Source organism: Gluconobacter cerinus, from assembly GCF_025961355.1.
In the GTDB taxonomy this organism is placed as follows: domain Bacteria; phylum Pseudomonadota; class Alphaproteobacteria; order Acetobacterales; family Acetobacteraceae; genus Gluconobacter; species Gluconobacter cerinus.
Window position 1 is genome coordinate 2606986 of sequence record NZ_JAOQNM010000001.1, and the last position, 13203, is coordinate 2620188.

Sequence of the window (13203 nt, forward strand, 5' to 3'; positions counted from 1 at the left end):
TTCCCTCAGTCGTTCATTGGATAGGACGCCAGCAGACGGCGCTGCTTGCGCCAGGAGTGTAGCATTCCGAAAGCGCCTGATGTCTTCCATCCACGCGCCTTGTTGGCAGCGCCGATGAGGAAGGTCTGGTGGTAGTGTGAGAACTGCGCCCGATATGCTTCCCACAGGGTTGTACGGCGGTCCCAGATATGGATTGCTTCGGAGCCGACACCGTTAATTTCGATAATGCGAAGGCCTTCTCCGCGCTGCAGGGCTTCAACCGACGGAACCTTCACGTCTACACGGCCGAAATAGAAGTCCGGAACGTCTTTCATGATGGCGTCCAGGCGCGCGGTCAGCTTTGGGGTGGTATCAGCCCGGCCATCGCGAAAGACAGACCCTTTGCAGTGATTGCCAGCAAACACGAGGGGTAGAACTTCCCCTTCTGCCAGAACGGACTTTTCCCGACCCGCCAGACGCGGAAGATAGATTTGCGGAACCTGCCCCATGCGAGGATCACTCATGATGAGTTCTTCGATGGTAGAATGTCCGTCGCCAGTAAGAACTGGGGCTTCCTTGTATGTTACCGACGTGATGCGGCCTTGCGCTTGATCGGGATGGCGGATGTAAAACAGGCCGGCTTCGACAGGATAGTCGATGAGTTCCTGTACCATCAGGTCAACGTCGTTCGGGAACTGAGGGAGAACGCTTTCGAGTTGCTCCCGGGAGCGGACAAGTTTCACGCCCGTTCCGTTGCAGCCAATATCGGGTTTGACCACCACCGGAAATGACAGCTCCTTCCGTTCCATCGCGGCCAGCGCACGATCCAGCGCGCCCATGCCACTCGCAAAAACAGCGTACGGGGCAATAGCCTCCTGGGCGATTGGGCCAGCCATATCGAGAATGGAAGACTTGCTCTCTCCGCAAAGGCCACCGGTCTCGATACGCGGATTGGCGGCCGTCGGAATGCTGAGATCCCGGTACTTCAGGCCCATTGCAATCCAGTACAGGACGATGGGCGTGTAAAAGATGGAACCGGGCCAGAACTCGAAAAGCGAGAGGGGATTTTGTTCAGTCTCTGTCTTGGACATTCGGTTACTGGCTCACGGTCTGGATACGGGCGATCAGGCGCCCGACAACAACAATACACAGAACAAATCCCGCCAGTCCGGCCCAGCGCCAGCCTCCCTGATGCGCCAGAAGCCAGCCGCCAATACGCATGGCCAGCAGAAACAGCAGTGTTGTCCACACAAGGGTGGCGAGCACTGCTGTCAGGGCAAAGCGCAGAAACGGTGCGTGGAAGAAGCCGCAGGCTGTGTAGAGCGGGAGGCGCGCGCCGGGCACGAAGCGGGAGATGGCGACGATGCGGATGACGTTCTTGGAAAACCAGTCCTGCGTTCGTTCCTGCTTGGGAAGCGTCAGGAAGCGGCGAAGACGGGGCCAGCGTGCACCAGCGGCGCCTAGGCCATATAGCCCGAGATCGCCGATTGCGACGCCAAACCAGAGTGCTCCCAGGGCCAGGGCGATGCTGACATGCCCCGCACGCGCAGCCACTCCGGAAAGAACGGTTGCCACGTCTTCGAGGATAAAGGTCCCCACAATGATGCTGACTGCTTTCAGCCAGGCAGGCTGTGACGCCAGGGCGGGGCCAATGGCTATCATGCCGCGGGATGTTCCATGATCATGGAACGTTGATGTCGCATGTCAGCGCGCTGGCGACAATCTCACGCCGGGCGTTTTGACCGGAGAATGCTCGAAAGGTTTTGTGGAAGACTGGTAGGGAGCATCACAGGTTGCTAGCGTGCGCTTCAAATGAACCACCCTCTGGGGGCTAATATTCCCGTGCTTAAAAGACGTCATCTTCTTGCTGCCTTTTCCTCTGTTGCCGGAGCGGCTGCGATGGGGATCCGCTCTGCTAAAGCTCAGGACTACGGTGCATTTCTCGCCGGCGTCCGATCGCAGGCACTGGCGCAGGGGCTTTCTTCCAGCATCGTCTCCCGTGCTCTGGCTTTGACGCGGGAGCCCAATGCCAAGGTTCTCAAGCTCGATCGGCATCAGCCGGAGTTCACGCTGACATGGGCGCAGTATCGTGATCGCGTGCTGCCGGAGTCGCGTTTTCAGAAGGGCCGGACTGTCTATTCAGGTGTAGAGAGCGTGATGGCACCCGTCAGTGAGCGCTTTGGGTGTGACGATCGGGGCGTGATGGGGATCTGGGGTCTCGAGTCGGGTTTTGGTGCGCATACCGGCACTTTCTCTGTCGTGGATGCCCTTGCGACTCTGGCATTCGATGGACGGCGTTCGACGTTCTTCCGTGGGGAGCTGATGAAAGCACTCCAGATCCTGAATGATGGTGATATCGCACCGGAAGCCATGATGGGCAGCTATGCCGGTGCCATGGGGCAGGCTCAGTTTATGCCGAGCGCGTATCTGCGGTATGCGGCTGATGGTGATGGTGACGGCAAGCGTAATATCTGGACGTCCCAGCCCGATGTGTTTGCGTCTATCGCGAATTATCTCGGGAAATGCGGTTGGCAGCCTTACGAGCCATGGGGACAGGAAGTCACACTGGCCAGCGCATTGGATAAAAGTGAGATTGGTCGGACCAATACCAAGTCACTGGCAGAGTGGATGTCTCGCGGCGTGCGGCGGGCAGATGGCGCGCGTTTCTCCCGCACGGACGTAAAAGGCGCGATTGTGCAGCCAGATGGTCCGGGGACGCAGGCCTTCATGGTTTACCATAATTTCAACGTGATCCGTCGTTACAACCCGTCTGATTATTACGCGCTGGGCGTAGGTCTTCTGGGAACCGGCATTGTTTCTCCGTAATTTCGCGCCACTTCTGGCGTTCTTGCCCCTGGTCGGGGCGTGTCATCAGGATGATGAGCCTGCTATTGCGCCGCATCCCCACTATGAACTGGGGAATGCGTGGCACGGCCCGCAGGGTTGGTTTTATCCCAATGAGCAGTTCGACTATCGGGCAACGGGTCTGGCGACACGTGAGGTGCCGTTACATGGGCAACTGGCTTCTGACGGAGAGGCTTGGTCTTCGGGTGGAATGACCGGGTCACACCAAACCCTTCAACTGCCGTCGATCGTGACGGTCCGAAATCTGTTGAATGGGAGGGTGGTTCGGATCCGACTGACACGGCGGGGGCCGGAAAGTGCAGGGCGCGTTGTCGCGTTGTCCCCAAAGGCCGCAGATCTGCTGGGCATGACGTCTGACACACCCGTTGAGATTGTTGAAGACGAAACCGCGAGCCGTTCCGTTATGGAGGGACTGACGGGTGCGCCGCATCTGGACGTCCAGTCTGCTCCGGTTGGGGAAGTTCGCGCAGAGTCGCTTGATGGTAGCGCTTCGAAAAAAGTCTACGGCAGCGAATCGTCTGTGGGTGGCCAACCGTCCGCTGCGCTCACGCCGTTACCTGTAACGTGGTCTCAGGGGATGACAGGTCCGCAGGGGCTATATGTTCTTCTTGGAAAATTTTCCGGGCATGGGGCCGCTGCAAGTGTGGCAGTGCGCTGTTCCGGCGAGGTTCAGCGTGTGCCAGATGGAGCAGGGCTGGACTGGCGCGTAAGGTCCGGACCCTATACCGATACCGCCCAGGCCGATGCGGCACTGGACCGGACCCATGCGTGCGGGGTAGAGGGCGCGCGGATCATTGTGGAATGACGGCCGTGACTAAGGCCGAACAACTGGGGACGAACGTGCGGACTAGACGCTCTCTTTTCGGTGGTGTTGCGGGCTTTGCAGCCTGTGCTTCTTTTGGCGGGCCGCTGAGTGCGTTGGCACGCCCGCACCATCATGCCGCAGCTCATGCAAAAGCCGCTGCTGCCGCTTCTGATGTTCCGGCTGCTCCGGTTGGGACGCCTGCCAATACGCCGATTGGTCCGTTCGATACCGTTGCGCGCTGGGCTTACATTGTGGATTCCAGCACGGGTGCAGTTCTGCTGGATAAATCTGCAGATGAGCGGATGGCACCATCGTCCCTGACGAAAATGATGACGGCCTATATCGTGTTCGGCATGCTGGCGACCGGGCGTCTGCATCTGGAGCAGGGGCTTCCCGTCAGTGAGAAAGCCTGGCGGACGCAGGGATCCAAGATGTTCGTGCCGCTGGGCGAGAGCGTACTTGTCTCTGAACTGATCCAGGGCATGGTCATTCAGTCAGGCAATGACGCTTGCGTTGTTCTCGCAGAAGGGATCGCCGGCTCTGAAGAGCGTTTCGTCGCCATGATGAACGAAGAAGCTCCTAAGATCGGTCTGACAAATTCGCACTTCATGAACGTGACGGGTCTGCCTGCCGAAGGGCATTACATGTCCGCGCATGACGTAGCGACCGTGGCCATGCACCTGATCCGTGACTTCCCGCAATATTACCATTTCTTCGGTGAGACGGAATTCACATTCAACAAGATCCGTCAGGGCAACCGTAACGTTCTGGTCGACAAGGGACTGGCTGATGGCCTGAAGACAGGTCACACCGATGCTGGAGGGTTTGGTCTCTGTGCCAGCTCCAGCCGGAACGGAAATCGCGTGATTGTCGTGATTAACGGGACAGCGTCCAGCAATGAGCGCGCGCATGAAGGTGAACGACTCATGTCCTGGGCGTTTGCAAACTTCGAAAATGCGACGTTGTTCCGCAAGGGGCAGGTTGTGGATCATGCGCCGGTCTGGATGGGTGAACACAAGGCTGTACCGCTTGTCGCGGGTGCTGACATTGTGATGACCATGCCGGTGGGCTGGCAGCAGCGTTCCCATATTGCAGTGGATTATGCGTCACCAGTGATTGCACCAGTCGTTGAAGGTCAGGCCTGTGGCGCAATCGTAATTTCAGCGCCGGGCATGGGTGATATTCGTGTGCCGCTTCAGGCGGGTGGATCCGTTGCAAAACTCGGACTGGTTGGACGTGCAATGGCGCGCCTTGGTCATGGCCCTGCAAATTAAAAACGGTTTGTTCGTTACGCTGGAAGGTGGCGAGGGCGCTGGGAAATCCACGCAGGCGCGCCTTCTGGCGGACCACATTCGCGGACTAGGGTACGAAGCCATTCTGACGCGCGAACCGGGCGGAACGCCGGGCGCAGAAGCAATCCGGCACCTTCTGCTGTTCGGAGAAGAAGAGCTGTCCTGGCGGGCAGAGGTGCTGGCACATATGGCAGCCCGTTGTGACCATCTGGATAATCTCATACTTCCGGCTCTTCAGCGCGGCGCAGTCGTGGTCTGCGATCGGTTCCATGATTCGACACTGGCTTATCAGGGCTATGGTGTTGGGCGAGGATCAACGGAACGTCTGGACTTCATTACTGGCGCGCGACGTCTTGTCGGCCGAGAGCCTGATCTGACCTTGCTGCTTGAACTCCCACGCGAACAGGCGCTGGAGCGGCTGGAAAGTCGTGGAGGCCGGACAGACCGATACGAAGGACAGGCTGAGGCTTTTCATCAGCGTGTGCTTTCTGGCTTCGATGCGATTGCCAAAGCAGAACCGGAGCGCGTGAAGCGTATTAACGCTGGCCGCACTCCTGAAGCTGTCAGCCGATCTCTTCTGAATGCTGTGTCGGAGAAGCTGGGTCATACGGCGTGCGCGTCTGACGCGTGACGGATCCACGGCACACATTCGACCTGCGAGGCCACGAAGCGGCTGAAGAGACGTTCCGTGCTGTCCTTGCATCTGGGCGATTACATCATGCATGGCTGATTTCCGGCCCCGCCGGGATTGGAAAGGCGACGCTCGCGTTCCGACTGGCGCGGATACTGCTGAATGGAGAAGATCCAGCCTCTGCAGCCGCACGGCGTATTACGGCTGGGACGCACGGAGATCTTTTGGAAATCTCACGTGCTGTGGACGAGAAAAAGGGTCGTTTGCGGGGTGAAATCACGGCTGCAGATGTGCGGCCCGTGCAATCTTTCCTGCACCACACAGCCACGGAAGGTGGCTGGCGTGTCGTGATCGTGGACGGCGCGGAATATCTGAACCGTTTTGCAGCAAATGCGCTTCTGAAAATTCTGGAAGAGCCGCCCCCGAAAGCTATCCTTCTGCTGACAACCGCGTCTCCGGGACGGCTGCTTCCGACCATCCGCAGTCGATGTCGGGCGCTTGCCCTTTCGCCTCTGCCTGACGCGGATATGCGCGTGCTGGTTCCTGATGTTCCGGAAGATGTTCTTGCGCGGTCTCATGGTTCTCCAGGGCGCGCATTGTTTCTTGCTCAGGATCGGGATGGAGCGATTGCTGCGTTTGTGGCGGAAATACTGGCAGGGAAGACGCTGACGGCTGATATGCTTCCTCTCATTGACCGGATTGCCCGTGAGACGGAAGGTTTCGCATTGCTCTGTGATTTGCTAGGCGAGGGACTGGCAGATCGTGCACGCTCGGCAGCACGACGTGGCGACCTGCCTGTTGCTGATTCTTCTGCCCGTCAGTGTTCGGAACTTGATACACTGAGGCGGCAGACAGACGGTTTTAATCTGGACAAGGCCCAGGCCATCCGTCAGGCAGTGGAACTCGCTGCCGGAACGTGAATGGCTCAGGCATGACAAGACGAGTGGACATGACGCGGCGCTTCACCATTACAACTCCAATCTTCTACGTGAACGGCGCTCCGCATATCGGGCATGCCTATACGTCCATCGCGGCGGACGTTCTGGCCCGGTTCCATCGCCTGAACGGTGAAGACGTTCTGTTCGTCAGCGGGACGGATGAGCACGGCCAGAAGGTTGAGCAGACCGCGACCGCTCAGGGCATGGAGACGCAAGCCTACGCCGACAAGATTTCTGCGTCTTTTCGCCAGATGCAGCAGGACATGGCGATCTCCACGGATGAGTTCATCCGCACGACGGATGAGCGCCACAAGGTTGCTGCAAGTGCGTTGTGGGAAAAAGTTGCGGCCAATGGTCACATCTATCTCGGCGCGTATGAGGGCTGGTACTCCACACGCGATGAAGCATTCATTGGTGAAGATGAGCTGGTCAAGAAGCCAGATGGCACGATGGTTGCTCCATCGGGTGCGCCGGTAGAGCGCGTCAAGGAGCCGTCCTACTTCTTTAAACTGTCCGAGTTTCAGGACCGTCTGCTGAAGCTGTATGAAGACAATCCCGAGTTTATTGGTCCCCATGGACCGCGTCGGGAGATCGAGAGCTTCGTGAAGCAGGGGCTGAGGGATCTTTCCGTCAGCCGCACCAGCTTCAAATGGGGTATTCCGGTTCCGAACGATCCGGATCACGTCATGTATGTCTGGTTCGATGCGCTCGCCAACTATCTGACGGCTGTGGGCTACCCGGATCTGAATGATCCACGTGCGAAGTTCTGGCCGGCAGATTTGCATATTGTTGGTAAGGAAATCGCCCGGTTCCATTGTGTGTACTGGCCGGCTTTCCTGATGGCTGCGGGTATTGAGCTGCCGAAAAGCGTCTTCGCCCATGGCTGGTGGACGGTCGAAGGCGAGAAGATGAGCAAGTCTCTCGGCAACGTTCTGGACCCGAAGGCGCTGGCTGATGAGTTCGGTCTTGATGCGCTGCGGTTCTTCCTGATGCGAGAAGTGCCGTTTGGTGGTGATTCAAACTTCAGCCGTCGTTCGATGATTACGCGCACAAACGTCGAACTTGCGAACGATCTCGGCAATCTGTGCCAGCGGACGCTGAGCCTCGTGGCACGCAATCTTGGGGGCGTTGTCCCGGAACGCGGGCCACAGACAGAAGACGATCTGGCCATTCTGGCCACGGCGCAGCTGCTGCCGTCTCTGATGAGCGAGCAGATCGAGCGCAAAGCCATTACAGATGCGCTTGAGGAAGTCTGGAAGATCATCCGTGCGGCCAATTCGTACATTGACCGTCAGGCTCCCTGGGCGCTGAAGAAGACTGATCCGGAGCGGATGGCGCATGTTCTGCGTGTGTTGCTGGATGTGATCCGTGCGATTGCGACGATGCTTCAGCCGTATATGCCCAACACGATGGACAAGATGCTGACCCAGCTTGGTGTGGAAGAGAACGAGCGGACATTCGCCGCTCTTGAAACGCCGCTTCCAGGTGGTCGCACATTGCCGAAGCCGGAAGGGCTGTTCCCGCGCTTCGTGGTCGAGGACGCAGAATGACGGGACTGATCGACAGTCATTGCCATCTTGATCGTCTGGACGATGTGCCTGCCGCGCTGGAGATGGCGCGGCAGTCTGGTCTAGCTGGCATGATTACGATCGGGACGCGCTTTTCACAGGCAGAGACCCAGATTGGTCTGACGCGCTTTGACGCGCCAGACCTTCGCGTCTGGTGTGCCATCGGCACGCATCCGGATCATGTGGGTGAAGAGCGTCTTCCTTCTGTGGAAGAGCTGGTTCAGAAAGCCGAGCCATCCTGCGTGGTGGCTATTGGTGAATCCGGGCTGGATTATTTCCACAGTGGAGATGAGGCGAAACCGGCGCAGCACGCTGCATTTCGCATACATATTGCTGCGGCTCGTGAGACAGGTTTGCCGGTCGTCATTCATACGCGACAGGCAGACGACGATACGATCGCGATTTTGCGCGAAGAGAGCGGGAAGGGTGCGTTTCCTTTCCTGATTCACTGCTTTGCCTCGGGGCCCAAGCTCGCTGAGGCTGCGCTCGAACTCGGAGGGTATATCAGCTTCTCCGGGCTTCTGACGTTTCCGAAATGTGAGGAAATCCGGGACGTTGCGCGGATCGTTCCTGAGGATCGGCTGCTGGTTGAAACGGACAGTCCGTTTCTCGCGCCCGTTCCAAAGCGCGGTAAGCCAAATACGCCAGGATATGTGGCCCACACAGCTGCGCGACTGGCGCAGGAGCGGGGGGTTTCCGCTGAGAAAATCGCGGATATCACCACCGAAAACGTACATCGTCTTTTTGCAAGGACACGCCTGTGAAAGTCACAATCCTTGGATGTGGAGGTTCTGCTGGCGTACCAATGCTGGGCGGTCAGAACGGCTCACAAACGGGGATCTGGGGGCACTGCAATCCGCAGAACCCTAAGAACAGGCGTACGCGTTCTTCGATTGTTGTTGAAGGTGAGGGCGGGTTTCGGCTTCTGGTTGATTCCGGGCCGGACTTCCGCTCTCAAATGCTGAATTGTGGCCTGAGCCACATTGATGCAGTGCTCTATACGCACCCGCATAGTGACCATATCGCAGGACTTGATGATCTGCGGGCCATCAACCGTGTGATTGATAAACCACTTCCGCTTTTAGCCGCGCAAAGCACTTTGGAAGAGCTCCGGCAGCGATTTGCTTATGCATTTGCACCTTGGAAAGGCCCGGATTTTTATCGTCCAGTCTTCAATGAGCAAGTCGTTACAGCTGGAGAAGACGTCGATTTTCCCGGTCTGGAAGGGCGTATTTTCGAGCAGCGTCATGGGCGGATCACGTCTCTGGGGCTGCGGTTTGGAAAATTTGCCTATTCCACGGATGTTGAAACATTGTCCGAAGACGCTCTGACGCTTCTGGATGGTGTGGATACGTGGGTTGTGGATTGCTTCCAGTATGAACCGCATCCAGCTCATGCCTGGCTGGAACGTGTGCTGGAATGGCGCACGAAAATCAGGGCAGGGCGCACAATCCTGACTCATATGGGCACGGATATGGATTACGACATTCTATGCCAGACACTGCCGCCGGATGTGCGCCCGGCTTATGATGGAATGGTTCTGACGTTCTAAAAAACCGGGCAGGGTGGTCTGCTCGGTTTTTGTGGCTGCTCAGAAGGTGATCATCGCGCCCGCTGACATGGTGTGATCGCTCTCATGGTTCGGGCCATGAGCATCGGATTCCGTATGGGCATATTCACCCACAAGGAACATCCAGTCTGTCAGTGTGTAATAAAGTGCCCCGACTTCGGACTGATTGCGACGGACCAGCGATGGATTGTCTTCGCCTGCAGCCTGATAAAGATTGCTGACACCATAGCTTCCAACCAGCTTCAGGCGTGGCAGGATCTTGTAGGAGGCCTGAACGTAGTAGCCTTCCGAGTTTCGCTTGCGGCCGGACTGGGAAATGCCGTCAAACAGCAGGCCGGTCGTGCCCAAACCATTACCGTAATAGTAATAAGCCACGCCTTCAAACGGTCCCCGGGAGAGCTTGACGCCAACATCGCCCGCAGCGACGGTCGCGCCTTTGCGGCTGTCTGTACCCAGGGTTGAGCTTGTCAGGTTCTGGACGTGCTGGGTCAGGAAGCTGGCCCAGAGGCGTGTGGTGAAACCTGCAATTTTTGCGTCGTAGGTAACCTTACCCTGAACCATTGGTGAACTGTGCTGCGTGCTTGTCGCAGACAGTCCACCGCCAGCATAGTTAAATGGATCCAGCGGCGTCATGATGCCGACAGATCCCTGAAGACCATGCCACTTTGGGGAAATGTAGGTGATCTGTGGGAGCCAGTCCGTGTAGACGTAACCTACACCAATGCGGCCCAGAGATGTATTGGCCGGGTTGGCATTACTGCCCGTACTGCCGACACTCAGCAGTGTTGCATCATTCAGAATGGCATCAGATGCGAACAGGGCAATGTCACGACCGATTTTGATCGTACCAAGTCTGTCGGTGCCAGCTGTCATGTACACCTGACGAAAATCAACGCCCGCTGTTCCGAGGCCCACGGGGCTGCCACCGGAATTGGCGTTGAACGCGCCGACATCTGCGTTGTTCAGTCCCGGATACATTCCGAAGACTGCACCAAGTTTGATGCCGTCCTGAACCGTATTCAGTTTCAGAATGAGGCCACCAGGAAGCAGGCCGTTTCTGACGGATGAGGAATCAAATCCACTGGAGCCGGTAGAGACGCCACCTGCGACGGGCTTGCCGCCACCAGGGCTGTTATACGTGTAAAATCCGTTGACGAAGCCTGAGAGATTGATCTCGATCTGGCCGGCCTGAACGGTTACGCCTTTGCCTGCGACGTAAGGTTTGACGCGCACAACGCTATCTGGATCGTAGCTCGCGCGCGCCTGACGGAGCATGGAACGTGTATCACGTGCATCAGCCGCAGCTTCACTGGCTGCACGGCGTGCGGCCTGAGCGGCAGCGATAGTTGTGACGTCGGGGGGCTCAAGGCTGCCGTCATACTGAGTTGGATTGTAGCGGCGGTATCGGTTGCGTTTTGCCGGGGGGCTTGAGGTGCCATCCTGGTTAGAAGATGCCTCGGATCGGCTGTGTCGCAGATGGTGTGCCAGAAGGCTGTTATATTCTCCGTGTGTCAGGCTGCCTTTGGCCCGAAGGATATCAAGAAGTTCGGTGTAATCGTCGGCGTGTGCGGTTGCAGGAAGAACCGTGAGAGACCCAACAGAAAAAACGCAGCTCAGAAAAACAATCTGGCGCAATGAAAGGCGTGGCATGCAACAACCGCTCCAGCGGAGGATCCGGTTCACGACAATGGGTTCGTGCACCAGAAGAATTGAACTTCGTTTCACGTTAGCGCCAAAAATGACATTCTTCGCAACAAGTCATCGTGTATCACGGATATGTGAGTTTTCCGGCTGTTTTTGATATATAAGTTGGCATAATATATCTTATACGACATGTGTGTTGAGCAAAATATGTAGCCTCTTCCGCATTTGCAGACCCAATATCAGAGACTGAAATCGGCTTATTCTCCACGATTTTGGCTTGGTTTGACGTTCTTTGCATTGAATTAAGTGATTTATGGCATTTTGCCACCTTGCCTGATGTTTGTGGCTCTCTGACATATTGTCGAGTATGAATTTTCGGTCAGTGGCAAAATGCCATGATGGCTAATCGCGGTTTGTTGATGGCATTTTGCCATAAGCTTTTCAGCCTCTTTACCCATGGTCTGATTGGCCTTTACCCATGGTCTCTCCTCTCTTCAGGCTGTGAGACTGTTTTGACCGAAGTGATTCCGAACGACCCTGTGGTCGATGCCGTGAAAGTGCCGTCTTCCAGGGATTTGTTTGGGCATCCCAGAGGGCTTTGGGTCCTGGTGCTGACTGAAGGCTGCGTAGCATTCTCGCTTTACGGCATGCAGGCCATTCTGGTGCTCTATCTGGCGGACTACCTGCTTCAACCCGGGCATGTGGATCATGTGCTGGGTATGAGCGCGTTGAAGTCGTTCCTTGGCGCGCTTTACGCACCGGTCGGGATACAGGCTACGGCAGGTGCGATTACTGGCCTTTTTCTGGCACTGATTTACGCAACCCCTCTTCTCGGCGGTATCGTCGCTGACCGGTTTCTCGGTCGAACCCGAACGATTTTCCTTGGTGCGATCCTTATGACAGTCGGGCATGTTCTCATGTCTTTTGACTGGAGTTTTGTCATCGCCATCACCACGCTCCTATTGGGGCTTGGTGCGGCTGGTGGTCTACGCGCGCAGGTTGGCGCTCTTTATGCACTGGACGATCCACGACGCTCAGAGGCCTATCAGATCTATTCGTTGGGTGTTCAGGCTGCAGTCATCGCAGCTCCTGCCCTATGCGCTTATCTTGCCATCAAGGCCTGGCACTGGGGCTTTCTGGCAGCCAGTCTAGGGATGTTGACGGGGCTTTTCGTTTATATGTTGGGCAGGGGCTGGCTGCCGGAGGACGGCAATTCCAAAGTAATCGCCCCTCGCCCATCTTTGACCCCTGCGGAAAAGAAAACAACAGTTCTGCTTTTGGCGCTTTTACCCGTTCTGGCTCTAAGCGCCCTGCCAAATTCCGAAATTTTCGATGGCTATTTGTTATGGGGTCGTGAGCATTACCAACTGACACTTCTGGGGCACCCGTTCCCGGTCAGCAGTCTTGTGTCACTGGATGGTCTGGTCAGTACTGTTTGTACGATTTCTGTTCTTGGTTTCTGGAAGCTCTATAATCGCCGCCGCCCGGACCCCGCGGAAATCACAAAGGTTGCCATCGGGGCCTTTATCGCGTCGTGTGGCCCGCTCGTTTTGGCCCTTGCATCGTGGCTTTATCCTGCGCCGCATCAGGTCAGTCTGCTATGGGGCATTGCTTTTCATACGATCAACGATATCGGCTTCAGCATGAGCTACGCGATCGGTATGGCGTTATATTCCCGTGCTGCTCCTGCGAGCCTTAATACTATCCTTGTCGCCTGCTTCACCCTGCATCTCTTTCTGGCAAACCTGATGATCGGGAAGCTTTCAACCCTGATTGGCCATGTCGCAGATGTTCCGTTCTGGCTTATTCACAGCGGGGCGTGCCTGCTGGCAGCCTGTATTCTGTTGGGATGCTCTTGCCTTTGGCGGGATCTGCTGGCGCCTGAGAAAAGAGCTTCGTAATTGAACGTAG

12 protein-coding genes are annotated in these 13203 nt (G+C 56.9%); 9 read left to right on the forward strand and 3 right to left on the reverse strand.

Going from position 1 to position 13203, the window contains the following annotated elements; genetic code table 11:
• Positions 1–5 precede the first annotated feature (5 nt).
• Entirely contained in the window at positions 6–1070 is a 1065-nt protein-coding gene (locus M2305_RS12200) for an ATP-grasp domain-containing protein (protein ID WP_264649477.1), read from the reverse strand.
• A 4-nt stretch (positions 1071–1074) separates the two neighbouring features.
• On the reverse strand, positions 1075–1641 hold the full coding sequence (locus M2305_RS12205) for a DedA family protein (RefSeq protein ID WP_064273192.1): 567 nt from the start codon (positions 1639–1641) through the stop codon (positions 1075–1077).
• A 180-nt stretch (positions 1642–1821) separates the two neighbouring features.
• On the opposite strand from M2305_RS12205, the gene M2305_RS12210 reads away from it, so the two are divergent.
• From M2305_RS12210 to M2305_RS12245, 8 genes are read left to right on the forward strand one after another with little or no spacing between them, the layout of a single operon-like run.
• On the forward strand, positions 1822–2805 hold the full coding sequence (locus tag M2305_RS12210) for a lytic murein transglycosylase (RefSeq protein ID WP_264649478.1): 984 nt from the start codon (positions 1822–1824) through the stop codon (positions 2803–2805).
• On the forward strand, positions 2792–3649 hold the full coding sequence (locus tag M2305_RS12215; RefSeq protein ID WP_264649479.1) for a septal ring lytic transglycosylase RlpA family protein: 858 nt from the start codon (positions 2792–2794) through the stop codon (positions 3647–3649). The genes M2305_RS12210 and M2305_RS12215 overlap by 14 nt, the downstream gene beginning before the upstream one ends.
• On the forward strand, positions 3646–4923 hold the full coding sequence (locus tag M2305_RS12220) for a D-alanyl-D-alanine carboxypeptidase family protein (RefSeq protein WP_264649480.1): 1278 nt from the start codon (positions 3646–3648) through the stop codon (positions 4921–4923). The genes M2305_RS12215 and M2305_RS12220 overlap by 4 nt, the downstream gene beginning before the upstream one ends.
• The gene (gene tmk, locus M2305_RS12225) at positions 4907–5572 is read left to right on the forward strand and encodes a dTMP kinase (protein WP_202207393.1); all 666 of its coding nucleotides are present in this window, start codon (positions 4907–4909) and stop codon (positions 5570–5572) included. The genes M2305_RS12220 and tmk overlap by 17 nt, the downstream gene beginning before the upstream one ends.
• Positions 5569–6492 (forward strand): DNA polymerase III subunit delta', encoded by a 924-nt coding sequence (locus M2305_RS12230; protein ID WP_264649481.1) that lies wholly within the window; start codon positions 5569–5571, stop codon positions 6490–6492. The genes tmk and M2305_RS12230 overlap by 4 nt, the downstream gene beginning before the upstream one ends.
• Before the next feature lie 29 nt (positions 6493–6521).
• Complete coding sequence (gene metG, locus M2305_RS12235; protein WP_046901490.1) at positions 6522–8060, forward strand: methionine--tRNA ligase; 1539 nt, start codon at positions 6522–6524, stop codon at positions 8058–8060.
• A complete protein-coding gene (locus M2305_RS12240) occupies positions 8057–8842 on the forward strand; it encodes a TatD family hydrolase (RefSeq protein WP_211509769.1) in 786 nt (261 codons plus the stop codon). Before metG ends, M2305_RS12240 begins: the two co-directional genes overlap by 4 nt.
• Entirely contained in the window at positions 8839–9630 is a 792-nt protein-coding gene (locus M2305_RS12245; protein ID WP_046901492.1) for an MBL fold metallo-hydrolase, read from the forward strand. Before M2305_RS12240 ends, M2305_RS12245 begins: the two co-directional genes overlap by 4 nt.
• Before the next feature lie 39 nt (positions 9631–9669).
• Here M2305_RS12245 and M2305_RS12250 read toward each other — a convergent pair whose 3' ends face one another.
• Positions 9670–11298, reverse strand: a complete 1629-nt coding sequence (locus tag M2305_RS12250; RefSeq protein ID WP_264649482.1) for a porin — start codon at positions 11296–11298, stop codon at positions 9670–9672.
• A 389-nt stretch (positions 11299–11687) separates the two neighbouring features.
• On the opposite strand from M2305_RS12250, the gene M2305_RS12255 reads away from it, so the two are divergent.
• Positions 11688–13193, forward strand: coding sequence for a peptide MFS transporter (locus M2305_RS12255; protein WP_264649483.1), 1506 nt, complete (start codon positions 11688–11690; stop codon positions 13191–13193).
• Positions 13194–13203 lie beyond the last annotated feature (10 nt).

Coding starts and splice junctions, on each gene's coding strand:
- M2305_RS12205 (WP_064273192.1), bottom strand. CDS start 1,641: ATGATAGCCATTGGCCCCGCCCTGGCGTCACAGCCTGCCTGGCTGAAA.
- M2305_RS12220 (WP_264649480.1), top strand. CDS start 3,646: ATGACGGCCGTGACTAAGGCCGAACAACTGGGGACGAACGTGCGGACT.
- M2305_RS12200 (WP_264649477.1), bottom strand. CDS start 1,070: ATGTCCAAGACAGAGACTGAACAAAATCCCCTCTCGCTTTTCGAGTTC.
- M2305_RS12250 (WP_264649482.1), bottom strand. CDS start 11,298: ATGCCACGCCTTTCATTGCGCCAGATTGTTTTTCTGAGCTGCGTTTTT.
- tmk (WP_202207393.1), top strand. CDS start 4,907: ATGGCCCTGCAAATTAAAAACGGTTTGTTCGTTACGCTGGAAGGTGGC.
- metG (WP_046901490.1), top strand. CDS start 6,522: ATGACGCGGCGCTTCACCATTACAACTCCAATCTTCTACGTGAACGGC.
- M2305_RS12240 (WP_211509769.1), top strand. CDS start 8,057: ATGACGGGACTGATCGACAGTCATTGCCATCTTGATCGTCTGGACGAT.
- M2305_RS12255 (WP_264649483.1), top strand. CDS start 11,688: ATGATGGCTAATCGCGGTTTGTTGATGGCATTTTGCCATAAGCTTTTC.